This window comes from Pontibacillus litoralis JSM 072002, assembly GCF_000775615.1.
Lineage (GTDB): Bacteria > Bacillota > Bacilli > Bacillales > BH030062 > Pontibacillus > Pontibacillus litoralis.
In genome coordinates, this window is the sequence record NZ_AVPG01000012.1 from 66486 (window position 1) to 91703 (window position 25218).

The following is a 25218-nucleotide window of genomic DNA, read 5'->3' on the forward strand; positions in this document are numbered from 1 at the left end:
TCTGAATTGGAAATAGACTATTATATTTGTTCGGATATAAAGTTATTTACATTTTGAAATGGAATCATTCGTTAAGGAAGCATCCAGCAATTTATTTACGAATTTTACCGAATCTACACAATGCCTTCACCTAGCTATAACATAACTCTATTACAATGTTTCATGAAGGATAAGCAACACCTTACAAAAAAATGTAGTAAATCCTTCACTAAAGTCCTATTGGAGGTTTAAAGATGGCACCTATATCATATGTCTGGTTCGATTTAGGTTATACACTTGTCCACCTAAATCGAGAAAAAATGTATCAAACTTATATAGAAGATCACGGATTCTACCGATCTTTATATGAAATAGAGAAAGCATTTCATATAACAGATAAATATTTTATGCGTAAATATCCAGGAGTACTCGGAAAAACAAAAAACCACTACCTGCCGTGGTACTACGGAACATTAAATTATCATTTAAATCTCTCATTTGATTTAGTGCATCAAATGAACAGCCTCTCCGAATATAAACATACTCAAAAAGGCTGGACTTGCTTTTCTTTCACTAGAGAAGTGCTTCAGGAATTGAAGAGCGCTTCTATTAACATAGGTCTCATATCAAACTGGGATGAAACTGCTCGAGATGTGCTAGAGAAAAACAGAATTATCGATTATTTTGACACAATCGTTATTTCTTCTGAAGTCGGTGTTAACAAGCCCAATGCCGAAATCTTTGAGATTGGATTAAAAAATGCTAATGTCAACGCTGAAGAATGTTTATACGTCGGAGATAACTATTATGATGACGTAATAGGTTCAAAGAAAGTGAATATGAAAGCTGCGCTTATTAACCCTTATGGGGGTCTAGGTATTAATGAAATTACGCATCCTCTTATCATTGAATCTATTAAAGAGATTCCAAGTATAGTAACAAATAAAGAAGGGTTAAAACAATGAACGTTTTAACTACTATTGAAGAAAATTATCAGCAATTAAGTATGAGTCAACAAAAAGTAGCTTATGTCATCATCCAACATTTAGATGAAATAACCTTACTTTCCGCGAAAAAAATAGGGGAAAAAGCTAATGTAAGTGAAGCTACTGTACTCCGACTTGCCAAAATATTAGGGTACCCTAATTTCAAGGAATTTCAACGGGATTTACAAGCTTCTTTACTTAAAGAAAGAACATTACGACGGATGAACGCTATTAAACAAAATGATGAAGCTTCATGGTTACAAAGTCATTATGATTCAGAAATAGAAAACTTAACAGCAACAAAATTATCTAATCAAGAGAAAGAAATTACAGATGTAGCAAAATCTATTATGAACGCTAGTCATATTTATTTAGCAGGTTGGCGCATGGGACTTTCCTTAACCAGCCCATTCTCATACATTCTGAAAATTATGTATGGCGCTGTAACGCAAATCCCCCAAGGAGAAATCGCTGAATATTCAACTCATTTTTCCAACAAGGATATTCTCATTATTTCCGCTTTTCCAAGGTATTGTACGGAAACAAAAAAAGTAGTAGAAACCGCAAAAAAACAAGGGGTTACGATTATTGTTTTCACAGATTCTCCACTGTCTCCTTTTGTTCCTTTAGCTACAACAAGTTTGTTCGCTAAAACAGTTTCAAATAGTTTTCTAGACTCGTATACAGCTCCAGTTGCTATTATGAACGCTATCATTTATCGCATCTCTCAACTTGATTACAATCGTATCCAAAAGAACCTAACCAAGATGGAGCAACAGTGGAAATATATGAATATAGAGTATAACGAGAAGTGAAAAGAAACTGACAAGGAAAAGAACAACGATACGTTATAAATACTTATTCGTTACATTGTAAAGTCATGATTCCTATTAAGGAGGTGATGCTAGCTTCATAGAATCAGGTGAACTTCAAATAAAACTGTTCCTTTCGTTAACAACAAATAAGATCTACTAATTATTAGGAGTATTTCTATGAAATCATTAAAGCCAAAAATTTCTTTCTTTATGTTAATTGGATTATTAATGCTTACAGTAGTTGGTTGTTCTGCACAAGGGTCCACAAATGACACTAGCACGGAAAAGAATAGTGACACTGAAGATAGTTCTTCCGAAGAAATGAAAAAGAAAGATGGTGGAAAGGTCGTTGTATCTGTACCACAAGATATCGACTACTTAGATCCTCACCTATCCGCAGCATCTGGAACATATGAAATTATGTATAACGTTTTTGAAGGGTTATTAAAACCTAATGAACAAGGCGAGGTAATCCCAGCTATTGCGGATGACTATTCTATTTCAGAAGACGGATTAACTTACACTTTTATACTTAGGAAAGACGTTACTTTCCATAACGGAGAGCCTGTAACTACAGATGATGTGAAATATTCAATGGAAAGATTGATGGGCGTCGATACTGGTAAACCATTGGCTGAGTCTTTCACTAATATAGAAAGTGTCGAAGCATCTGATGAGAAAACAGTCGTTATAAAATTAAAAGATGTAGATTCTTCTTTCCTAACACAAATGACAGTAGCAATACTACCTAAAGGCTATGATAAACATAATGAACACCCAATAGGAGCAGGCCCTTTCAAATTTGTTGAGTATTCCCCAGAACAAAAAATAGTTCTGGAAAAAAATGAAGACTATTATGTTGAAGGAATACCTTATTTAGATGAAGTAGAATTTAGAATTATTCCTGACAGTGAAGCAGCATTACTTTCCTTTAAAGCCGGAGAAATAGACATGTATCCTCGAATTGGAAATGAGAGAATCGAGGAATTAGGAGATGAATTCAACTACATTCAAGGAGATCAAAACATGGTTCAACTAATGACAATGAACCACGAGAGAGAGCCATTTAATGATCGTACAGTACGTAAAGCAATTAACTATACAATAGATGTAAATGAAATTATTGAAACAGCGGCATTTGGCTTCGGAACTAAATTAGGATCAAATATGAGTCCAGCAATGGAAAAGTATTACCAATCTGGTTTAGAGGACACTTATAATGTAGACATTAAGAAATCTAAACAATTATTAGAGGAAGGTGGATATCCAGACGGCTTCGAAACAACTATTTCTGTCCCTTCTAACTACCAGTTTCATGTCGATACTGCACAAGTTATTGCGCAACAACTTGAACAAGTGGGTATTAAAGCGAATATTGAGCTAGTTGAATGGGGCGTTTGGTTAGACCGTATTTATAAAGGACGCGACTATGATATGACGATTATCGGCTTAACTGGTAAATTGGATCCCCATAAAGTATTAGGGCGTTATGAATCAACTTATGCAGCGAACTTCTATAATTATAACAATGAAGAATATGATGAGATTATCCAACAAGCAAAGAAAGAAACAGATGATGAGAAACGAGTAAATCTTTATAAAGAAGCTCAAGAGATATTAACAAATGATGCTGTCGCCGTGTATATTATGGACCCTAATTTTAGTGTAGCTATGAGAAGTGATTTAGCTGGCTACAAATTATATCCATTGTATGTTCAAGATATGTCATCCATTCATTATGTTGAGTAGGAGGGTCCTAAATGGCGTTTTTGCTACGGAGATGCTTCACATTTTTTGTAACCATTCTCATAGTTATGATTATGACATTCCTTGTGTTTCGTATTATTCCAGGAGATCCGGCTTTAACGATTCTTGGAATGGATGCTGAACCAGAGCAAATTGCCGCTTTAGAAAAAGAGCTAGGGACAGATAGACCGCTTTATGAACAATTTCTAGACTGGGCAGGGGGAGTATTCACTGGAAATCTCGGTGAATCCCTCCGCTTTTCTCAACCAGTGTCTGAATTGGTCATAGACCGAATTCCTGTGACTCTTTCTTTAGCGATTATGTCTATTGTCATAACCATGTTCCTTGCCATTCCTATTGGTATTTATAGTGCAAAGAAACAAGGAAGTTGGGTAGACACCGCTTTATCTATAACAACTCAAATAGGCATGGCCATTCCATCTTTTTGGCTAGGAATAATTTTAATGCTCATTTTTGGTTTAACATTCAAATGGTTCTCCCCAACAGGTTATGTACCTTGGTCTGAAAATCCTAGCGAAGCTTTGAACAGTTTATTCTTGCCTTCACTTGCGATTGCCATTCCCCAAATAGCTGTTGTTGTAAGATACTTAAGAACCACTATGATAGAACAATTACAACTAGATTATGTTAGAACTGCTAAGAGTAAAGGTTTAAAAGAGAAATCAATACTTTATATTCACGTCTTAAAAAATGCGCTTATACCAGTTATTACTATTTTTGGTATGATATTTGCTGATGTATTGGCTGGTAGTTTGGTAATTGAACAAGTATTTGCATTACCTGGTTTCGGAAGGCTACTAATATCCTCTATAAGTTATAGAGACCTACCATTAATTCAAGGTATGGTAGTCATAATCGCGTTTATTGTTTTATTAATGAATTTCATTATTGATATACTATATCGTTGGCTAGATCCACGAATAGAACTGAAGTAGGTGATGAAATGTTAAACACAAAAAGCATTCAACTTAAAATAGGTGCTACGTTTGTTAGTTTTTTGTTCCTTGTAATGATTATTAGCCTCTTTTATCTACCTTATGAAGTAAATTATATGGTAGTAGAAGATCGTTTTTTACCCCCTAGTCTTGAACATCCCTTTGGAACAGATAACTTCGGAAGAGATATTTTGAGTAGAATTATGCAAGGATCTCAAACGGCATTTTTAGTTGGATTTACTGCCGTATCTATCGGAGGAATAGGTGGAACAATCATCGGTGCCATAGCAGGTTACGTCGGTGGATGGATTGACGAGATATTCATGAGAATTATGGATGCTATGATGGCTTTCCCAGGCATTTTATTAGCGTTAATGTTTATTACGGTATTTGGATCTAGTTTAACAAATACGACTATAGCTCTTGGGATTATGTCTATACCCGGTTTCGCTCGAATCGCCAGAAGCGGATTCATTCAATATAAGCAATTCGATTTTGTTAAAGCTGCTAATGGAATGGGAGCTAGTCATGTTTCGATTATATTCACACACATTTTACCTAATGTTCTTTCTCCAATTATAGTAGCAGCTTCTATGAGTTTTGCTGGTGCAGTTCTCGCAGAAGCTGGTTTAAGTTATCTAGGATTAGGAGTTCAACCACCAGACCCTAGTTGGGGAAGAATGTTAAATGAAGCACAAAGTTATATCACGAAAGCGCCATGGTATACATTAGCTCCTGGTATATTTATCACTATTACTGTATTAGGTTTTAACTTACTCGGAGATGGTATTCGAGAATTACGTGATCCTAGAAAGTAGGTGTTTGAATTGAGTGAATCTGTGTTAAATGTGAACAACCTAGAAGTTAATATAAAATCTTCTAAAGGGACATTCCCTGTGCTTGAGAATATTTCTTTTAATATAAACAAAGGAGAAATAGTAGGTCTTGTAGGTGAATCAGGGTGCGGAAAAAGCATGACATCTCTAGCAATAATGGGATTATTACCGAATCAAGCCAAATGGACAAAAGGAGAAATCACTCTTTCTTCTAAACAGCTTCAATCATTATCACCCGAAGAAATGAGAAAATTACGCGGCAATCAATTGGCAATGATTTTTCAAGATCCAATGACATCTCTAAACCCTGTTTTAACAATCGGATACCAACTTATAGAATCTATAAAATTACATTTACAATACCCTAAAGCTAAAGCAAAAACCTATGCAATCGACTTATTAACCAAAGTAGGGTTATCTAGGGCCGATAAACTAATCTATCAATACCCACATGAGCTTTCTGGCGGTATGAGACAAAGAGTAATGATTGCGATGGCGCTTGTTTGCAACCCTACTCTTCTTATAGCTGATGAGCCAACAACTGCATTGGATGTTACTATTCAAGCTCAAATAATTGACTTATTGAAAGAGCTTAACAAAAAAGAAGGAACATCTATTTTATTTATATCCCATGATCTTGGTCTTGTTCATGATCTATGCGATAAAGTATTTGTTATGTATGCTGGTGAGATAGTAGAGCAAGCAACTGTACAAGAATTATTTGATAATCCCCAGCACCCATATACGAAAGGGTTAATCCAGTCATTACCGCTTCCTGAGAAGAAAAAAGAACGACTTTACTCAATACCTGGTACCGTGCCAGGCATACATGATCGTGGACAAAATTGTAGATTCTCTTCAAGGTGTCCTCATGTTACAGAACATTGTACAACTCATCATCCGAGTCAAATTCAAATATCGAAGACACATGTCGTTCACTGTTTCTTGTCTGAAAAAGGAGGAACAACTAGTGGCTGAACCATTAATTGAAATATCCAATCTAAAAAAAGACTATCCCATCCCTTCTAAGAAGCTAATGGAAAAGAAGTGGATTCATGCAGTAGATGATATTAACTTAATTGTGAACCGAGGAGAATCTGTAGGAATTGTTGGAGAGAGTGGTTGCGGAAAATCTACAACTGGTCAAATGATAGCAGGTTTACTCTCACCAACAAGTGGATCTATTCAATATCATGATAAAAATGGATCCACTATGAATGTAATGAATAAAACAAAACAATATCATCGCAATGTACAAATGATTTTTCAAGACCCTTACGCTTCCTTAAATCCAAGGCACCGTATAAGCAAAATATTGGAAGAACCACTTCGTATTCATAAGATAGGAAACAAATCTAATCGAAAGAAAAAAATAGAAGATATTCTACAACTTGTTGGTTTCACGCCGGATATCGCGAATCGTTTTCCTCATGAACTAAGCGGCGGACAACGTCAGAGAATAGGTATCGCAAGAGCTCTTATGCTCAATCCAACACTTGTTATCGCTGACGAACCGGTTTCTGCCCTTGATGTAAGTGTCCAATCACAAATATTAAATTTAATGAAGGATTTACAACAATCATTTGATTTAACCTATATATTCATATCTCACGACTTACACGTAGTGCACTATTTTTGTGACAAGGTTGCTGTGATGTACTTTGGTAAAATCGTAGAAATGGGTAATGTTGATGAACTTTTTTATCATCCTACCCACCCATATACGAAAGCGTTATTATCCGTCATTCCAACGATTGGCAAACAAAAAGAAAGAATTATATTACAAGGAGAAGTTCCTAACCCAGAATCACCACCTACTGGGTGTACGTTTCACACACGCTGTCCTCTTGCAACTGACTTATGCAGAACAGCACAACCTACGTTACAAACAATAAGGGAGAACCATGTTAGTGCTTGTCACTTTGCAATGAAGGGAGAGGAATAAAATGATTATTGGTGTCTTAGCGGATTTACATATTGACATGAACGACCAAGCTACAGAAACGTCTGTTATAGAAGCATTAGTTACTATTTCAAAACAAAAAAAGTTAGATGCCCTCATTTTAGCAGGTGACCTTGCCAATGATTATCAAGTATCTCTTCATGCCTTAAATCAATTAAAATCAAGCTTAAATATTCCCTGCTTATTCGTACCAGGAAATCATGATTTATGGAATATTCATCACCCGAATATGAGAACATGGGACATTTATAAATGCTTAGAGTCGTATTCTGATAACCTTACGAAATCCCCTTTCTCTCTATCAGATAATTGGGTTGTTATAGGAGACATAGGGTGGTACGATTATAAATTTGCTGATTCTTCTTTTTCTATCAATCAATTAGAAGAAATGACACTTAATGAACGTGTGTGGAAAGATAAACACTATACGAACTGGAATATGACCTATCCTGAGCTTCAAACCTTATTCCAACAAAAGCTCGAGAAACAAATTAAACTACATGAATCTAAAAATATTATCTTAGTTACTCATGTTGTTCCACACTCCAATTTTATTGTACCAACACCAGATCATACATGGAGCTATTTCAATGCTTTTTTAGGAAGCCCTAAATATGGAGAGCTTATTAAGAAATATAGCTCTAGTATTAAATATGCTATATCAGGTCATGTTCATTTTCGTAAAACGTTTAAAATAGACAAAACCACTTACATTAATAATTCATTAGGATACCGTAAACAATGGATCCATTCACAGCATGTTAAAGAAGAAATACAAAATGCTTTACTAACTATCTCTCTTTAAATCCAATAGAGGCTATTCCGAAGTGAACATGTTCACTTCGGAATAGCCTCTTGTTTTTTCATTATTTATTTAAGAAACGTTCTACATCTTCACTGAACAGGTGTCCATCAAGAACACCAGCCATATGTCCTTTTAAGCTTTCTATTTCAACTAATTCTGCATCTTTTCCTTGTTGTTTTAGTATATCAACCATTTGGCGATTGAAAACAGTAGGCTGTAGCAAATCGCGTGTACACGAAACCATTAGTACTTTTGCTTGGATTCGTTGTAACGCATCTTCTAATGTACCGATCCCGTGAGCAATATCATGCATCATTGTTGCCCGACACGTATAATACCAATGACTGGCGTCGAGGGCTGGTGCTCCTGCTTTAATAGCATCATACAATTGTTGTTCATAGCTTGTTTTGACACGAATATCTTGATAAGGTTCTTGTTCATTACTATTACGTTTGTATGTTTCTTCATATAATTCAGCTGTGAAAGCTCCAGCATTCATCATTTGAATGGCTAGGTAAAGACCTTCATCAGGACCTTCTCCGTCAGCATAATTACCACCTTGCCATTTCGGATCTAATTCGATTGCACGCATCGCCTGTTGTAATACGGTAAATGATGTGATAACTGGATTCTGAGGATTCGTGATAACCCCAATAAGTCGTTCTACCATATCCGGATAATGTACAGCCCAGTTAAGTGAGATAAACCCACCAGCCGAAGCTCCCATTACAGCATGTAACTTCTCAATACCTAACTGCTTCGTTAGGAATTCGTGTTGAATGCCTGCTACGTCACGGAATGTATAGGCAGGAAAATCCATCCCCCATCTTTCACCTGTTTCTGGATTAATCGATCTAGGACCTGTCGTGATTACATGTGGATTATGTTCTTGTACATTCGCTAAATTATCCGTACTAATAACAAAATATTTATTCGTATCCACTGCTTTGCCCGGACCAATTAAGTGATCCCAATACCCAGGCGCTTCATCTTCTGGAGAATACTTACCTGCTGCATGACTTGAAGCACTAAAATAATGTGCTACTAATACAACGTTCGATTTATCTTCGTTTAATTCTCCATATGTTTCATATCCTAGTGTAACGGGGATAGTCGCTCCATTTTCCAACGTATAACGATCAATGGTAAATTGTTTTTTCTCTACACGATTCATATCCATTTGTAAAGACCCCTTTTCATATAATATTAGCTAGCCATTTCTTCTTTGATTTCTTTCGACTTTCCTGTTTCAGGTAATAAGAAAGAACCAATAAAGAAGGATAAACTTAACAATATTGCACAGTATAAACCTGCTTGGAAACCAGATAAATCAATAAGTACTCCGACAAAATAGTAAGCAACTGTTTCAAACATGTAAGCAAATGACCAGAAGAAGCCCATAATAAGCGTTAATTTAGTAGGTGTCATGTTTGGAAGCTCCTGTGGTATCGTTACAAGCGCTGTCATTGGTAAGAACATGAAGAACCCTACAAGCGCAGCCATAATAAGTGCTACCGCCCCTGAGGAGGTCATCATCATAAAAGTAGCTGATATAGTCATAGCTAGGCCAGCCCAGCGAATAATAGGCAAACGCTTCGTAACCTTTTTCGAAACCATAATTCCAGCCACTGTTCCGATTACACCGGCAACCGCTACTATTGTACTTAACGTTTTTGGATCAATAGCCGCACTATCAGACACAGGGAAGATTGTTAGAATTACGATGTATAACAACAAAAGCCCTGCATACGTGAAAGGAAAAACGTAGTTAAACTTATCTTTCAATCCGTCTTTAAACGTATAATCTTCTACTGCTTCATTGCTATTAGTGGATTTATTAATCTCGAAATCTTCTCCAAAAAACATCCACAATACAAACAATAACAAACTACAAGCTGAGAAGAATAGTAAACTTTGCTGCCAAGAAGCTAACCACATAAATACAGGAGTGACAACCACCATTGCTATAATACTACCAACATTATACGCTGCTGCGTTAATGCCATTTATCGTAGATCGACGCTTGGCATCGAAGTAACGAATGACAATTGGTCCAAAGTAAACGATATACAATGCTCCACCGAATCCCATAATGAAACGAGTTACGACGAACATCCAATACTCTGTTGCAAATACCCCTAAGCCACTTCCTAATACAATGAGTAATGATGCAAATGCAATAGCTTTCTTCGGACGTAACTTGACTAAAAACCATGCTGCCAATAAGTTCCCAACAATCTTCGCAATGGTTATCGCATTAGAGATAAATGTTGCTGATGAGAAGTTTGTTAAATTAAAATGCTCCATAATTTGTGGTGTTAATGTCGTTCCCGCAATCCAACTCACTGCAAAGAAGGCATACGTTAAGAACATAATTGTTTCAATTATATACGCTCTCACACCAGACTTCTGTACCGTTTCGCTCATAGCACTGTCCCCTATCCATTATTATATTGTTCACCCTTTACTGCATAGCCAGTTCTTTCTCTTGAAACGTTAAACCCATAGGACCTTCATTAAATATTGCTTCATCCATTCGTTTCAAATCTTTACTAATCACTGGCTTGAAATCCATGTGTGCTAAAATATCATTTTCCAAATCAATTCCTGGAGCAATTTCAATTAACGTAAGACCTTCTTGACGTAATTCAAACACCGCACGCTCTGTTATATACAGAACAGGCTTTTCATTCTGTTTTGCTACTTCACCACTAAAAGTAATCTGTTCAACATTATCCATGAATTTCTTCACTTTACCTTCTTGAAGAATAGTTAATTTCCCATCTTCTACAGTTGTCTTTAGTCCGCCAGCTGTAAAAGTACCACAGAATACAAGCTTTTTCGCGTTTTGAGTAATATTAATGAAACCACCACACCCGGCAATCTTCGGACCGAATTTGGATACGTTTACATTTCCGGCATTGTCACACTGCGCTAAGCCTAGAAAAGCAATATCTAAGCCACCACCATCATAAAAATCAAACATATATGCTTCATCTATAATTGCGTCCGGATTTACAGAACAACCAAAGTCTAAACCGCCTGCTGGCGTACCACCGAAAATACCTGGCTCAATCGTCGGAGTAAAATGTTCTTCTTGTCCTTCTTCATTTAATACATTTGCTACCACTTCTGGGACACCAATACCATAATTCAACACTTTCATAGATGAATCTAAACTCATTGCACAACGTCTAGCAATTACTTTACGAACATTTAATGGATAAATTTCTTGCTTACTATCTACAACTAAATTGCTTCGAATAAAAGCTTCATTAAATTGTGTACCAAACGTGTGCATGTGATTTTCTATGTTTTCGGCTACTACTACTGCATCTACTAAGACGTGTGGTATATGAACCGATTTAGGATCTAAGGAGGCATTTTTCACAACCTTCTCTACCTGCACAATTACTTTACCACCATTATTTTTTGCGCTCATCGCAAAGGAAAGGACATCTAGCGTTAAAGGTTCATTTTCAAGACTTATGTTCCCTTTTTCATCTGCTACTGTTCCTTTTAAAATAGCCACGTCAATAGGATGAGTCTTATACGCTAAATAATCTTGTCCATCAAACTGTACTTTCTCCACAATATCTTCTTTCGTCGCATCATTTAATTTACCACCATCAAGATCAGGATCAACAAATGTTCCTAATCCAACGTGAGAAATTAAGCGAGGATGACCTGCTGCTCCTTCACGAATTAGCTGACTTATAACACCTTGAGGCAAATTGTATGCTTCAATTTTATTCGCTTCCACAAGGGGAGTGAGGCGGGGGGCCATACCCCAATGCCCGCCAATTACTCGTTTGATTAACCCTTCATGAGCGTAATGATTTAATCCTTTTGATGCACCATTTCCGTCACCGATACCAGCAGCATAAACAAGTGTTAAATCCGTTGGTGTGCTTGTCTCGATATATTTATTTTCGATCGCCATGTGGATTTCTTCTGCAACACCTGTTCCAATAAATCCACCTACGCCTATGGTATCTCCAGCTTGAATATAATTCGCTGCTTCTTGAGCAGAAACAAATTGAATAGTCTCTTTCATTGTTATCATCACACCTTTAATATTCATGATCGTCTCATTATAATCGTTTCCATTAAAGAGTTATTACATTAAACCATCTTCACTACTACCGCTGTACCCATGCCTCCACCTATACACAAGGAAGCTAGTCCATATTGTAAAGATTGCTTTTTCATCTCATGGATGAGTGTCGTAATAATACGTGCGCCTGACGCTCCTAACGGGTGACCTAAAGCAATCGCACCACCATTTACGTTGACGTTGGCATCCATCCACTCTTCTGTCCAACCATGATTTTCTTGTAACTCTTTGATGACACCAATAGATTGAGATGCAAACGCTTCATTTAATTCCATTAGCTCGATTTGTTCTGGTTGAATATGCGTTGTCTTAAATAGATCGGCAATTGCTTTCACTGGTCCTAGTCCCATTACAGACGGATCAACTCCACCTTGACCAACGGCAACAATTTCCGCTAGCGGTTGTAAATCATATTGTTTTACCGCTTCTTCAGATGCTACAAGTAAAATAGCTGTTCCATCATTAATACCAGACGCATTCCCAGCTGTTACTGTCCCATCTTTTTTAAATGCAGTCCTTAAACTGCCTAACTTTTCTATAGAAGTCGAATAATTTGGGTACTCATCCTTATCAAAGATTCGTACGTTTTTCTTACGGTCCTTGATTTCCACTGGTACAATCTCGTCTGCAAAACGGCCACTATCATTCGCTTTAATAGCACGCTCTTGTGATTTCATTGCGAAACGATCTTGCTCTTCTCTAGTAATCTGATGTTTTTCAGCAATATTCTCTGCTGTTATCCCCATATGATATTGATGAAACGCATCTGTCAAACCATCTTGAATAATGCTATCCTCTAATTGCAGTTGGCCCATTTTCTTACCAGTTCTTACTTGTGGTGACGTAACAAAAGGAGCCTGTGACATGACTTCCACACCACCAACAAACATTACATTAGCCATGCCTGCTTTTATTGTGCTGTATGCTGTCATTAATGATTTCATGCCACTTCCGCATACCATATTCATTGTGTAAGCAGGTACTGTTTCTGGTAAACCGGCTTTTATACTTGCTTGCCTAGCTACGTTTTGACCTTGACCTGCTGATAGAACGTTACCGAGAATGACTTCATCTACTTTTGTACCATCTATATTGTTCGTTTCCATCATATTCTTCATTACTTGCCCTGCTAATTCACTAGGAGATAAGGGAGAAAGTGTACCTAGAAATGATCCTATTGCGCTTCTCTTTGCGTCGATAATATATACTTTTGACATAAATGAAACCACCTTTTATAGTCTTAATCCACCATTTACAGAAAGAACATGTCCGTTTACAAAGCTTGCTTCATCACTTGCTAAGAATAACGCTGCTTTCGCAATTTCTTCCGGTTGTCCTAATCGTTTTAACGGCGTTTGTTCACGCAATGGTTGTAGTACTTTCTCTGGAACTGTTTTCATCATATCTGTTTCAATAAAGCCTGGTGCAATCGCATTCGTACGAACAGCCGCTCCCTTACGCGTAAACTCTTTCGCCCATGTATACGTCAAACCAATTACCCCAGCTTTTGTCGCCGCATAATTGGACTGTCCAATATTTCCGTAAAGGCCTACAACAGATGAAATATTTACAATAGAACCTTTGCCATTCTCCATCATTAGTGGAGCAATCGCTTTTGTCATATTGAATACACCTTTTAAGTTAATATCAATTACTAGATCCCACATCTCATCGTCCATCTTTTGTACTAATGAATCTCTAGTAACACCTGCATTGTTTACAAGTACATCAATATGGCCAAATTCTTCTTCCACTTTGTGCACAAATTGCTCAATTTCATTAGATTTCGTTACATTTATTTCTGCATGTCGTACGTTATCCGCAGTTAAATCCCCTTTTTGTAAATCTACTGAAAATACAACTTTTGCGCCCTCATTCGCAAAATGTTCACACATTGCTTTCCCAAGACCTTGAGCTCCACCAGTGACGACAACTACTTTATCCTGCAATCGTTTCATCATTTCCACTCCTCTTAATAATAAAAATATTACAATAATTAATGCTTTACATAATAGCCTAGATAAGAATTCCTATATCAATCACGCGCCTCTATGGAATGCGCTTTCAATAAAAGTTAACCTTTATTAATTATAATTGTAGGCCTATATGACGTGTATGTATAATACTTATTTGTTCTAACAACTATAACTATAAATTATAGTACTATCGCATTAAAAAATGGCTGCTATAAATGAGCAGCCATTACTAAGATGTTGATTGTCTAACCAATTTGATAGAGTGATCTATAAATGTTTTCATGACATGGGTTACATATTGGTCTCTGTTTAACAAAAAACCTACATCCCAATGTAAAGGCGGAAAGTTAAAAGGTATTGTACGAATATGCGGAGTATCTACACGCTCTAAAATTGGTCTTGGCAATATCGAGATGCCTTGATTTTGCGCTACAAGCTCAACGAGAAAATCCCATTGTGAGCTCTCAAAGGCGATGTTCGGCTTATATCCAGATTCGACACAACGATTAATAATATGATGATGGAGCATAAACGTCTTATCTAATAAAAGAAACTCTTCTTCCCTCAAGTCATCAAAAGTGACCGACTCTAACTCCGATAACCAATGATTCTCATGAACGATTAATACACTCTCATCTTTCATAATTGGAATATATTCAAATTGTTGTTCATTTACTGGGGAAATAACAACACCTATATCAATCAAGCCTTTCTGCAAGTTGTGTTCCACCATTTTTGCACCGTTTTCAACAATGTGTAAAGTGATATCAGGGTACTTCTCTCTAAAGGACGTTAATACGTTTACAAAAATGCTCGTTCCTATAACTGGTGGAAGACCAACAATGATCTCACCTTTATTTAATTTACTTTTGTCATATAATGCTCCTTTAAGTGAATCAAATGCTTGCAGAATACCATCCGCTTGAATGAAAAAAAACTCCCCCATCTCTGTTAATTTAATTTCTTTATCTGATCGATCGAACAATTGAATATCTAGCTCATGCTCTAGATTTTTAATCGTTTTACTTAAAGCAGGCTGTGAAATATGCAAGTTTCTAGCAGCTACTGTGAAATTTTTTTCTTTAGCTACTTGAGTGAAATACTTTAATTCTCTAATATCCATACTTAATTCTCCACCATTCTTTAATATAGTGCGGTTCATTCATGTTTTTTTAAGATAGGATAACTTTATTTGCTATTTTACCATTGTTCGAACAGGCAAAGAGACTTCTTAGCTAAGATTCACAGCTTTTTAACAATAAGAAAAGGCTAGCTGCTTATTTCCTTCTTCGCAGTTAGCCTTTCCTTTTTTTACTTATGCTTTTTTAACGAATTCAGACTTTAATTTCATCGCACCAAAGCCATCAATTTTACAATCAATGTCGTGATCGCCATCCACCAACCTGATATTCTTGACCTTCGTTCCCTTTTTCACAGCGGAAGAGCTACCTTTTACCTTCAAATCTTTAATTACGGTTACAGCATCACCATCGTTTAACACATTGCCGTTGGCGTCTTTCACCACTTTCTCCTCTTCTGATGGAGTTGCATCTGCTAAGCTCCACTCATGAGCACACTCCGGACAAACAAATAGGCTGCCATCGTCATACGTATATGCTGAATTACATTTTGGACAATTCGGTACTTCAAACATTGCGCTAAATTCCTCCAATATTTTCGATTTAATAGAGTTTACAACTTCATTATATCAAATATTACTTAACTCTTCTGAAGGAACTGTTACACTCCTCTGCCAACTGGAACAGGTACTATTCCTCTTCATTTAGGTGCGGCAAATAAAGTGAGCTTGGGAATAGACAGAAGGTGAGCTAATGTCAAAAGAGAACATTGAAACCTACTAGAATCAATGTCCTCTTTGCATGGTTTTATTCAACTGTTTATTAGCCTTTGCGATACCGCACAACTTTCACAATTTCCATTAGTATCACTGCTCCGAGAGCAAGTCCAGTAGCAACAAGCCAATCCGTAACACCAAATGCTTCTGGGATATTAAATACACCACGCGCAAATGGTAAAACGGTAATGCCATACAAGACAAACCCAAGGGCAACAGCACCAATCACGTATTTATTACTAAACAAGCCAATGCTTACAGCTGACTGCGTATTGGATCGTGCAGCAAATGTTTGGAGCGTTCTTGATAAAATCAATGTCGTAAAGGCCATTGCAACGCCCATTTCATCAGAGTGTGACAAGCCAATATAGAAGGAAACCGTTACAGCAATCGCAATGATTATTCCCCTCGTTAACACAGCTTGGAGCGTCCCCCCTGCAAAGATTCCTTCATCAGTAGGACGTGGTTTGCGCTCCATGACATTCGGTTCAGACTTCTCCACTCCTAAAGCAATGGCAGGCAGTGAGTCATTTACAAGGTTAATAAATAACAACTGTAATGCGGTGAATGGATTCGGTAAGTTAAAGATAACCGCATACAAAATTGCCAGGATAGCGCCTAAATTACCTGCAAATAAATAGCCAATCGCTTTCTTAATATTATCAAATACGGTACGCCCTACTTGTACGGCATTGACAATCGAAACGAAATTATCGTCCGTTAAAATCATCGCCGAGGCATCTTTGGCAACGTCGGTACCACTTCCCATCGCAATACCAATATCTGCTTGCTTCAAAGCTGGTGCATCATTCACCCCATCACCCGTCATCGCTGTAACTGCATCACGTTTTTGCCAAGCACGGACAATCCGTATTTTATTTTCTGGCGATACCCGAGCATATACAGAAATCTTATCCAGCTTCTGTTCTAATTCTTCCGCTGACATGTTATCTAGCTCTTTCCCTGTAACGGCGATATCTTGATTTCCCATTAACCCAATATCACGACCAATCGCTTGCGCAGTCGTTTTATGATCGCCGGTAATCATAATGGTACGAATGCCAGCTTGCTTTGCTTGTTCAATGGAACCGTACACTGCATCTCGTGGCGGGTCCATCATTGCCGTTAAACCAACCAATACAAAGTCTTGCTCATCATCATGGTTCATTTGTGAGGTCCCTGCTGGCAAGCGTTTGTAACCGTACGCTAATACACGTAATGCTTGATTTGAGAATTCCTCGTTCGCCCCTTCAAAACGATCGAGCATTTCCTCAGTAAATGGTTGTTCCTCCCCATCGATTAACACATAACTAGCCCGGCGAAACATCACATCAGGACCACCTTTAGCAAGCATCATAACGCCTTGATCCATCTGATGCAACGTCGACATTAACTTACGCTCTGAATCAAATGGCAATTCTGCTATACGCGGGTAACGATCTCGCAGTTGTTCATATCCTGCTGTATGATTATTAGCGAAATGTATGAGAGCAACCTCTGTCGGATCTCCTACCTCTTGATGATCTTGATTAATGTAAGAATCATTACAAAGGGTAGCAATTTGGACTAATAATCGCTCCGCCTCGTCCCACTCCTTTTCGTCTTCTGGTAAGCGTTCCTTTTTATTTAAAGGTAAGAAGTGATCCGTAACTGTCATTTTATTCTGCGTTAATGTTCCTGTCTTGTCTGTACATATAATGCTCGTAGAACCTAAAGTCTCTACAGCAGGAAGTTTACGAATAATGGCATGCTGCTTCGCCATCTTGTTCGTTCCAACAGAGAGCACAATCGTTACAATTGACTGCAACGCTTCAGGTATCGCAGCAACCGCAATCGCTACCGAGAACATAAGGGCATCAATCAAGGCCGTTGCCGTATCTGCTTCTCCGCCCCCAAACCAAATTCGTGCTGCTTGAACCGCGAAAATAAGAATACAAAGAATGAGAATACCAATACCAAGCTTCTTACTAAAATCATTTAACTTACGTTGCAAAGGCGTCTCTTTTTGCTCTGCTTGTGAAAGCATATTAGCAATTTTACCAACCTCTGTTTTCTCCGCTGTTCCAGTTACGATAAACGTGCCGCGACCATATACAACGAGGGAACTACTAAACACCATATTACGCTGATCACCGAGTGCTACTTCTCCTTCAATGGCTTCAGGCGACTTCTCTACTGCTTCTGACTCCCCTGTTAACATTCCTTCATTCACCTTCAACGAGCCACTCTCTAACACACGACCATCAGCTGGAACGTAATCACCAGCTTCGAGGTACACCACATCCCCTTGAACTAGCTCCCTCGCTGCAATCGTTTGCTTTTCCCCATCTCGTATCACTTTCGCTTCAGGAGCTGACATATCTCTTAACGCTTCGAGTGAGCTTTCTGCTTTCCGCGTTTGTACTACACTAATGATAGAGTTAATAAGCAACACAAGAAAAATAATCAACGACTCGACGATTTCACCAATGATAATTTGCACGCCTGCCGCTGCCAAAAGCACCACAACCATCGGATCTTTAAACGTTTCTAAGAACAGTTTCCAAGTAGGCACTTTCTCTTTATCTTCAAGCTCATTATAACCATCACGCTGTAATCGCACTTGCACTTCCTTACTGGATAAACCTTGCTCAGTAGAATCGATTGTGTTTAGTATATCTGCTTCACTTTGTTGATAATATTTCATATCCATTCTCCTCGCTTATGCATCATTCTCGGTTTCATTATCTGTTTCGATTAAAGTTACTAAGAGCTTATCAACAAGAACATGATCCATATCAACAACTTCTAATTGTAATCTCTCCAAATTAATCGTATCCCCTTCTTTCGGCGTGTCCCCTAATTCATTCGTCATAAATCCTCCAAGTGTATGGAACGCAGTACTTTCCATTAAATCATCCTCTAGTGCAAAATATCGAAGAAACGAATCAATGGATAATTGACCATCAACAAACCAAGAAGCTTCATCACGTTGAACAATTTTCGCTTCCGCTTGCTTCCCTACAGCATCAGGTATTTCACCAACAATGACTTGCATAAAATCATAAAGTGTTACAAACCCTTCCACTCCGCCATACTCATCCACAACAACCGCTTCATGATAACTAGACGCCTTCAACGCCTCTAAAGCTTGGAATACTTTCACATGTTCAGGTAGCACTAATGCTTCTTCAATACAATCCTCAATGGAAAAATCCTCGCCACTTAACTGCTTCGCAAACACCCGATTCGTATGAATAACACCAAGGAAATGATCTAAGCTTCCTTTCCCAACAGGGAACCTCGAATGAACACTTTCACTTATTAAACGCATATTCTCTTCGAAATCCGTTTCCACATCAATCCATGTTAGCTGCGTTCTAGGCACCAAAATGTTACTAAGTCTTTGATCACCCATATAAAATATTTGGTCCACCATTTCATGTTCAATTTGCTCAATACTACCACTATGCACGCCTTGCTCGACCATGTGCTGAATTTCTTCTTCCGTTACATCTGGCTCATTCGATGTCTTTACACCTAGCACCTTTAGAACGATATTCGTTGAACGATTGAGCACCCAACTAATCGGTTTACCAATCTTCGAAAATAAATACATCGGCTTAGCAACCGCAACCGCTACTTTCTCTGGATTCGTTAGCCCAATCTGCTTAGGCGCAAGCTCCCCAATTACGAGGGTTAAAAAAGTCGTCAGCCCAACAACTACAGCCATACTAATCTCTGTACTCCACGGACGCAATAACGCAAATCGGTCCAAATAAATCGCTAAATCATCGGCAATTGCCGCCCCACCAAAAGCACCAGCAATAACACCAATTAACGTAATACCAATCTGAATTGTTGAAAGAAGGTCCTCCGAATGCTCAGATAAATATAAAGCCGTTCTCGCTCGCTTATTTCCCGATTTCGCCAATTGCTGAAGCCTAATTTTACGAGAGGTCACAATGCCAATCTCCGTCATCGCAAACACGCCATTTACTACAATCAAGAACAACAGAATGATAATTGAAACAATAATATTATCCATCCATACACCTTTCCCTTTAACGTCCTATGTCTATATTTTGCCACATCAAAATAGATATTCCCACTTTAATCACATATCATGCGAAATTTTATTGGTAACTTTTTGTGACAAGAACTTACACCAGACTCCATATTGAAAATCCGAATATATCTATGCAGGAGAGCACAGTTAAATTCCACTTCAAGAGTGTGCTCTCCACGAGCACACTCCAAAGACTACCTATAAAAAAGGCCCCCTTCATTTGCAGAGCACCTTCTTTAAATACCTTATTTCCCCTTCAATGAACCAACTTGATCAAACGTTTGATTCACATTACTGTTGTAAAATCTGAAAATAAGAATGCCTATTTTAATTGTTTTGTACATTAGTGATGTTAACGTTTAACCGAAAGAAGTCTTCTCCCTTCATGGTAAACAAAACGTAAAGCAAAAAAGCATCAACAGGATACCATTTCCCGTAGATGCTTTTACAATCCTATTACTCCTTTTCTGGAACGTCACACTGTCCATCCATGCAAGCGGAGCCTTCTCCTGTTAGATGCTGAAGTTCTTGCGGATGCGCTTCTTCCCAAGCTTGTTGTAGTGCTTTCACAATCGATTCTGCCGGCTGAGCGCCAGAAATAGCATATTTATCGTTTACAACAAAAAATGGAACGCCTTGAACGCCAATTGCATGAGCCCTCTTCTCATCCTCACGCACATCACTTGCATACTCATCCGGACTATGAAGCACGTGCTCTACTTCTTCCCGATCTAATCCAACTGCATCAGCTATATGAAGTAACGTTTCCACATCACCGATATGCTTAGACTCTGTAAAATGGGCATAGAACAATTTCTCCGTTATTTCCGCTTCTTTCCCTTTCACCTTAGCTAACTTCGCTAAACGATGTGCATCAAACGTATTTGTCGGAATCATCGTCTCAAACGCAAACACAAGCCCTACCGCTTCTGCTTGTTGCGCTACTTGCTCCGTCATTTGCTTTGCCTTCTCTACACTAACACCATACTTTTTGGATAGTATTTCTGCCTCTGTCATGTCAGTATCTTTCGGTGCTTGTGGATCTAATTCGAAACTCTTAAATTCAATCTGCACCTCTTCTCGATGCGGAAACTGCTGTAATGCTTCTTCTAAACGACGCTTGCCAATATAACAGAAAGGACACACAAAATCAGACCATACTTTAATATTCATCCACTCTACTCCCTTTCTAATAAGTTATTCCCTTTTATAGTAATGAAGGGACGTACTTGTGTAAAAAGAATTGCTCTTTTTTTTCCGGAGTACACATCGTTTGCACCCTATCAATCACACGTAACCGCTTCAATTAACTCCACGAACTTACTAGAAGCAGACGAAAGCGGGACACGTTTTAAAAAGCATATCCCTACTTCCCTTTTCGGAACTTCCTCCGTTAATTGTACTTCATATAACTCACCAGTCGTAAGGTATTCTTGAGAAAACTCTTTCGTTACACAAGCAATACCTAGATTAATTTTGGCGAATTCAAGTAACAAATCATGGGAGCCTAGTTCAAATTCAGGCGAAATCCTAATCCCTTTTGATAGCAAATAGTCCTCCACATATTTCCTTGAGTTAGACTTCGGCTCCAAGAAAATGAGCGGTAAGTTTACTAATTCCTCTATGCGGAGACGCTTAGACAAAAGCTCTTTATATTTATCCCCGTAAACAAAGATGTCCTGAATTTCGAAGCAAGGTCGTAATTCCAACGTTGGATCATCAATGGGAAAGTTACAAATGACGATATCTACTTTTCCTGATTTCAAAACAGCAATTAATTCATCCGTCGTTCCGTTTACAATTTTCAACTTAATGTTAGGGAACTTATTATGGAAAGTTTCTAAATAAGGTAATAAAAAATACTTCGAGATAGTATCCCCTACCCCAATCTTCAATTCACCAGTTGCTAACCTTTTGAATTCTATCATCTTCTCTTCTCCCGCATCAATTAAATTAATGGCGGAATGAGCATATTCGAATAAAAGGCTGCCTTCATTGGTTAAGTTCACTCCTCTAGAAGTTCGGTTGAACAAACGAGTATCTAGCTCCCTTTCTAATTGCATCATTGCTTGGCTTACAGCTGATTGCGTCATGTATAACTCTTTGGCCGCTTTAGAGAAGCTTTCACTTTTTCCTACAACATGAAAAACTTTATATAAATCTAATTTACTTATCATATAAACTCCCCTAATATGTATTATTAGATATATTAACTTCACTTATATCATATTTACAATGTATAGTAAAAGCATGCATGTATTTACAAGCTATTAAGGAGCGATTCAATTGGAAAGAGTAGTAGGAACTGTTGTAAGAGGGTTACGTTGCCCGATTATTAATGAAGGAGACCAGATTGAACAAATCGTTGTAGACAGTGTATTACACGCTGCTGAAGTGGAAGGCTTTCAAATCCATGATAAAGATATCGTAACGATTACAGAATCCATTGTGGCGCGCGCACAAGGAAACTACGCAACAATGGATCATATTGCAACAGACGTTCATTCAAAGTTTGGCGACGATACAATTGGTGTGATTTTCCCAATTTTAAGTCGTAACCGCTTTGCAAACTGCCTTCACGGCATTGCGAAAAAGGCCAAAAAAATTGTCTTAATGCTTAGTTATCCTTCTGATGAAGTAGGCAATCATTTAGTTGACATAGACAGACTCGATGAAAAAGGAGTGAATCCTTGGGTAGATGTGTTAACAGAACAACAATTTCGTGAGCATTTCGGCTATAACAAGCATACATTTACAGGCGTAGATTACATCGATTATTACAAGTCTATTATTGAAGAGCACGGTGTTGAATGCGAGGTCATCTTCTCTAACAATGCGAAAACGATCTTAGATTACACCAAGAGCGTCCTCACTTGTGACATTCACACGAGATTCCGCACTAAGCGTATTTTGCAACAACACGGTGCTGAAAAAGTGTACAACTTAGATGACATTTTATCTGAATCCATTGATGGAAGCGGCTATAACGAAGACTACGGTTTGCTTGGTTCCAACAAAGCAACAGAAGATAATGTGAAACTATTCCCGCACAGTTGTCAACCAATCGTTGATAACATCCAGCAAATGTTGAAAGAAAAGACTGGAAAAACAGTAGAAGTAATGGTATATGGAGACGGCGCTTTCAAAGACCCCGTAGGAAAGATTTGGGAACTAGCAGATCCTGTTGTTTCTCCTGCCTACACCACTGGACTTAGTGGCACGCCAAATGAAGTAAAATTAAAATATTTAGCGGATAACAACTTTGCTGATTTAGAAGGCGAGCAATTACAAGAAGCGATAACAGAGTTTATTAACAATAAAGAAGATGACCTTGTCGGAGCAATGGAAGCTCAAGGTACAACTCCGAGAAAATTAACAGACCTTATTGGCTCTCTTTCTGATTTAACTTCAGGAAGCGGTGATAAAGGAACACCAATCATCTTCATCCAAGGATATTTTGATAACTATACGAAATAAAGAAAATTACAAAGACCTGTAGGAAATTCTGAATTCCTTGCAGGTCTTTGTTTAAACGTTCATCCTCACCATCTTGGGAACACTTCTTATGCATCTTCTAACTGATCATATAGTTTTTCCCACTCCTTCTCTAAGTCTTCCTTTTCTTTATATAATTGTTGTAATAACTCTACGTCTTCTGCTTCCCATAGCTTTTGGTCCAACTCTGTCATTCTTTCTTCTAAAGTGAGGATACCTTGTTCTATATGTTCATGCACACTATGCTTACTTTCCACTTTCCCTTTTCCTCTTATGTGCTTTTCCTTCTTCCCTACACTTACCTCCAATGTGCTTTCTCGTAATTCAACCATTTTCTCCCCAAAACACGCCCTTTTAGTATTTAATTATCCGTTCTCAAACTCAGCTATCTGCGCAACATCTAAACCCGTAGCAAACCACGAAAGCCCCTCGCAGCATAATAGGATTCCGCACCATTGTGATACACGAATACATGGCCGAAGCGGTAATCACAAAAAAGGGCACCACCGAGTTCTCTAATATCAGAAGGCGTTTGCACCCAGCTCGACGTTTTCTTATCGAATTCTTCAAGTGTTTGCAACGCCCGATATTGCTCTTCTGTTAACAACTCAATGCCCATGGCAGTTACCATATCCATCGCATTATTTTCTGGTTTATGTTTCTTTCTAGACTCTAGCGCTTCACGGTCATAACAAACACTTCTGCGACCTTTAGGGGTTTCTGCTGAGCAATCACAAAAAACATATTCATCCTTCTCTTCATTATAGTCAAAAACGTCCGGTTCACCACCCGTTATTTCCATTTCATTGAGCGACCACAGCTTGTCACTATTCGCATCTAGTTTCGCTTGAACGTTAGTCCATTCAACACCTTGATGACGGTGCATGTTTTTCTCGAAACGGGCTTCCAATACTTTGAGTAATTCTTCACGTTGTTCTGATGACAATTCTTTTTTAATGCTCTTTGTCATGTTATTCCCTCTTTCTCATTGTAGTGAAATTTGCTATAACTCAGCTATTTTCTCCTGTTTTTATCAAAGTTTGTTCAATCTTTTGAAAATCATTCCTTCGTGCAGGTTGTTCAACAATGATTTACAACCCGTTAATATCGTCGATTAGTTGGGGTAATCCATTTTTGAAATTATGTTCATCTAAAGATATTTCAGCAAAACTGAACCTTCCAAGGAATGACCAATAAGAAGCACCTTACCGTCTAACGTAGCAAATTCTTTTTCAAGTTGACTTTCCTAAAGCACATACTCTGGCTTTTCAGGATTAGGCATATTGGGATGTAACAAATTGTATTCATCACTAAGTGATCCTTTTAAATATTCTAATAGGCTACTACTACCCTGATGAAGACCTGGAGTTCCTGCACTAACATCTTGAGATGGTGAACCAACATACTTTTGTTCCACTTGTTTTGTCGAAGCCTCTTTATCTATAATTTTTCTTATAACTATTTGCCCCTAAACCTAATATTATATATAGGGTGATTTTTTGAAAAGGCGAATTCTAAATCCACATTTGATATAAAGCGAATTGTCCTATACTTGAACTCAAATTGTGCAACAACTTTGTGGGGCGCATTACTTATACAATTTAATAGAATTAATCGAGTAGAGGGAAAAGTTAAGTAACT

The 25218-nt window shown here is 37.9% G+C and carries 22 protein-coding genes; 9 read left to right on the plus strand and 13 right to left on the minus strand.

Annotated features, from left to right (window positions below; all coding sequences use genetic code 11):
* Positions 1-233 precede the first annotated feature (233 nt).
* From N784_RS09215 to N784_RS09250, 8 genes are all read left to right on the plus strand, one after another.
* Positions 234-944, plus strand: a complete 711-nt coding sequence (locus tag N784_RS09215) for an HAD family hydrolase (RefSeq protein WP_036834348.1) — start codon at positions 234-236, stop codon at positions 942-944.
* Positions 941-1780, plus strand: coding sequence for a MurR/RpiR family transcriptional regulator (locus N784_RS09220; protein WP_036834350.1), 840 nt, complete (start codon positions 941-943; stop codon positions 1778-1780). Before N784_RS09215 ends, N784_RS09220 begins: the two co-directional genes overlap by 4 nt.
* A gap of 177 nt (positions 1781-1957) precedes the next feature.
* Complete coding sequence (locus tag N784_RS09225; RefSeq protein WP_036834352.1) at positions 1958-3529, plus strand: ABC transporter substrate-binding protein; 1572 nt, start codon at positions 1958-1960, stop codon at positions 3527-3529.
* 11 nt (positions 3530-3540) lie between these two features.
* The gene (locus tag N784_RS09230) at positions 3541-4482 is read left to right on the plus strand and encodes an ABC transporter permease (protein ID WP_036834354.1); all 942 of its coding nucleotides are present in this window, start codon (positions 3541-3543) and stop codon (positions 4480-4482) included.
* 8 nt (positions 4483-4490) lie between these two features.
* Positions 4491-5300 carry an ABC transporter permease gene (locus N784_RS09235; RefSeq protein WP_036834355.1) on the plus strand — a complete coding sequence of 270 codons (810 nt, stop codon included), beginning with the start codon at positions 4491-4493 and terminating at the stop codon, positions 5298-5300.
* A gap of 9 nt (positions 5301-5309) precedes the next feature.
* A complete protein-coding gene (locus N784_RS09240) occupies positions 5310-6296 on the plus strand; it encodes an ABC transporter ATP-binding protein (protein ID WP_036834356.1) in 987 nt (328 codons plus the stop codon).
* Complete coding sequence (locus tag N784_RS09245) at positions 6289-7263, plus strand: ABC transporter ATP-binding protein (protein WP_036834358.1); 975 nt, start codon at positions 6289-6291, stop codon at positions 7261-7263. Before N784_RS09240 ends, N784_RS09245 begins: the two co-directional genes overlap by 8 nt.
* Before the next feature lies 1 nt (position 7264).
* A complete protein-coding gene (locus N784_RS09250) occupies positions 7265-8086 on the plus strand; it encodes a metallophosphoesterase (protein ID WP_036834359.1) in 822 nt (273 codons plus the stop codon).
* Positions 8087-8147: 61 nt separating this feature from the next.
* Here N784_RS09250 and N784_RS09255 read toward each other — a convergent pair whose 3' ends face one another.
* From N784_RS09255 to N784_RS09305, 11 genes are all read right to left on the minus strand, one after another.
* A complete protein-coding gene (locus N784_RS09255; protein WP_036834384.1) occupies positions 8148-9260 on the minus strand; it encodes an alpha/beta fold hydrolase in 1113 nt (370 codons plus the stop codon).
* A 32-nt stretch (positions 9261-9292) separates the two neighbouring features.
* On the minus strand, positions 9293-10513 hold the full coding sequence (locus tag N784_RS09260; protein WP_036834361.1) for an MFS transporter: 1221 nt from the start codon (positions 10511-10513) through the stop codon (positions 9293-9295).
* Positions 10514-10550: 37 nt separating this feature from the next.
* On the minus strand, positions 10551-12170 hold the full coding sequence (locus N784_RS09265) for an acyl CoA:acetate/3-ketoacid CoA transferase (RefSeq protein WP_232306001.1): 1620 nt from the start codon (positions 12168-12170) through the stop codon (positions 10551-10553).
* A 41-nt stretch (positions 12171-12211) separates the two neighbouring features.
* Positions 12212-13420, minus strand: a complete 1209-nt coding sequence (locus N784_RS09270; protein ID WP_036834364.1) for an acetyl-CoA C-acetyltransferase — start codon at positions 13418-13420, stop codon at positions 12212-12214.
* Positions 13421-13435: 15 nt separating this feature from the next.
* Positions 13436-14161 (minus strand): beta-ketoacyl-ACP reductase, encoded by a 726-nt coding sequence (locus tag N784_RS09275; protein ID WP_036834386.1) that lies wholly within the window; start codon positions 14159-14161, stop codon positions 13436-13438.
* 247 nt (positions 14162-14408) lie between these two features.
* Positions 14409-15302: a LysR family transcriptional regulator gene (locus N784_RS09280; protein WP_036834366.1), complete on the minus strand. Its 894-nt coding sequence runs from the start codon at positions 15300-15302 to the stop codon at positions 14409-14411.
* A 192-nt stretch (positions 15303-15494) separates the two neighbouring features.
* Positions 15495-15833, minus strand: a complete 339-nt coding sequence (locus N784_RS09285; protein WP_036834369.1) for a zinc ribbon domain-containing protein YjdM — start codon at positions 15831-15833, stop codon at positions 15495-15497.
* 247 nt (positions 15834-16080) lie between these two features.
* On the minus strand, positions 16081-18720 hold the full coding sequence (locus N784_RS09290; protein ID WP_036834370.1) for a cation-translocating P-type ATPase: 2640 nt from the start codon (positions 18718-18720) through the stop codon (positions 16081-16083).
* 15 nt (positions 18721-18735) lie between these two features.
* Complete coding sequence (locus N784_RS09295; protein WP_036834371.1) at positions 18736-20061, minus strand: hemolysin family protein; 1326 nt, start codon at positions 20059-20061, stop codon at positions 18736-18738.
* 477 nt (positions 20062-20538) lie between these two features.
* Positions 20539-21255 carry a DsbA family oxidoreductase gene (locus tag N784_RS09300; RefSeq protein WP_036834372.1) on the minus strand — a complete coding sequence of 239 codons (717 nt, stop codon included), beginning with the start codon at positions 21253-21255 and terminating at the stop codon, positions 20539-20541.
* 110 nt (positions 21256-21365) lie between these two features.
* On the minus strand, positions 21366-22259 hold the full coding sequence (locus N784_RS09305) for a LysR family transcriptional regulator (RefSeq protein WP_036834373.1): 894 nt from the start codon (positions 22257-22259) through the stop codon (positions 21366-21368).
* A 109-nt stretch (positions 22260-22368) separates the two neighbouring features.
* Here N784_RS09305 and N784_RS09310 point away from each other — a divergent pair, with 109 nt between their 5' ends.
* Positions 22369-23559: a coenzyme F420-0:L-glutamate ligase gene (locus N784_RS09310; protein ID WP_036834374.1), complete on the plus strand. Its 1191-nt coding sequence runs from the start codon at positions 22369-22371 to the stop codon at positions 23557-23559.
* Positions 23560-23645: 86 nt separating this feature from the next.
* On the opposite strand, the gene N784_RS09315 is transcribed toward N784_RS09310, so the two are convergent.
* Positions 23646-23909 carry a hypothetical protein gene (locus tag N784_RS09315; RefSeq protein ID WP_036834375.1) on the minus strand — a complete coding sequence of 88 codons (264 nt, stop codon included), beginning with the start codon at positions 23907-23909 and terminating at the stop codon, positions 23646-23648.
* Between the two features lie 68 nt (positions 23910-23977).
* Positions 23978-24547 carry a DUF4256 domain-containing protein gene (locus N784_RS09320; RefSeq protein WP_036834377.1) on the minus strand — a complete coding sequence of 190 codons (570 nt, stop codon included), beginning with the start codon at positions 24545-24547 and terminating at the stop codon, positions 23978-23980.
* Positions 24548-25218 lie beyond the last annotated feature (671 nt).

Bases quoted from the DNA above. Each gene is read 5' to 3' on its own strand.
- N784_RS09230 (WP_036834354.1), top strand. From the start codon at position 3,541: ATGGCGTTTTTGCTACGGAGATGCTTCACATTTTTTGTAACCATTCTC.
- N784_RS09260 (WP_036834361.1), bottom strand. From the start codon at position 10,513: ATGAGCGAAACGGTACAGAAGTCTGGTGTGAGAGCGTATATAATTGAA.
- N784_RS09225 (WP_036834352.1), top strand. From the start codon at position 1,958: ATGAAATCATTAAAGCCAAAAATTTCTTTCTTTATGTTAATTGGATTA.
- N784_RS09255 (WP_036834384.1), bottom strand. From the start codon at position 9,260: ATGAATCGTGTAGAGAAAAAACAATTTACCATTGATCGTTATACGTTG.
- N784_RS09215 (WP_036834348.1), top strand. From the start codon at position 234: ATGGCACCTATATCATATGTCTGGTTCGATTTAGGTTATACACTTGTC.
- N784_RS09290 (WP_036834370.1), bottom strand. From the start codon at position 18,720: ATGAAATATTATCAACAAAGTGAAGCAGATATACTAAACACAATCGAT.
- N784_RS09295 (WP_036834371.1), bottom strand. From the start codon at position 20,061: ATGGATAATATTATTGTTTCAATTATCATTCTGTTGTTCTTGATTGTA.
- N784_RS09275 (WP_036834386.1), bottom strand. From the start codon at position 14,161: ATGAAACGATTGCAGGATAAAGTAGTTGTCGTCACTGGTGGAGCTCAA.
- N784_RS09315 (WP_036834375.1), bottom strand. From the start codon at position 23,909: ATGGTTGAATTACGAGAAAGCACATTGGAGGTAAGTGTAGGGAAGAAG.
- N784_RS09305 (WP_036834373.1), bottom strand. From the start codon at position 22,259: ATGATAAGTAAATTAGATTTATATAAAGTTTTTCATGTTGTAGGAAAA.
- N784_RS09270 (WP_036834364.1), bottom strand. From the start codon at position 13,420: ATGTCAAAAGTATATATTATCGACGCAAAGAGAAGCGCAATAGGATCA.
- N784_RS09265 (WP_232306001.1), bottom strand. From the start codon at position 12,170: ATGAATATTAAAGGTGTGATGATAACAATGAAAGAGACTATTCAATTT.
- N784_RS09300 (WP_036834372.1), bottom strand. From the start codon at position 21,255: ATGAATATTAAAGTATGGTCTGATTTTGTGTGTCCTTTCTGTTATATT.
- N784_RS09250 (WP_036834359.1), top strand. From the start codon at position 7,265: ATGATTATTGGTGTCTTAGCGGATTTACATATTGACATGAACGACCAA.
- N784_RS09220 (WP_036834350.1), top strand. From the start codon at position 941: ATGAACGTTTTAACTACTATTGAAGAAAATTATCAGCAATTAAGTATG.
- N784_RS09320 (WP_036834377.1), bottom strand. From the start codon at position 24,547: ATGACAAAGAGCATTAAAAAAGAATTGTCATCAGAACAACGTGAAGAA.
- N784_RS09235 (WP_036834355.1), top strand. From the start codon at position 4,491: ATGTTAAACACAAAAAGCATTCAACTTAAAATAGGTGCTACGTTTGTT.
- N784_RS09280 (WP_036834366.1), bottom strand. From the start codon at position 15,302: ATGGATATTAGAGAATTAAAGTATTTCACTCAAGTAGCTAAAGAAAAA.
- N784_RS09285 (WP_036834369.1), bottom strand. From the start codon at position 15,833: ATGTTTGAAGTACCGAATTGTCCAAAATGTAATTCAGCATATACGTAT.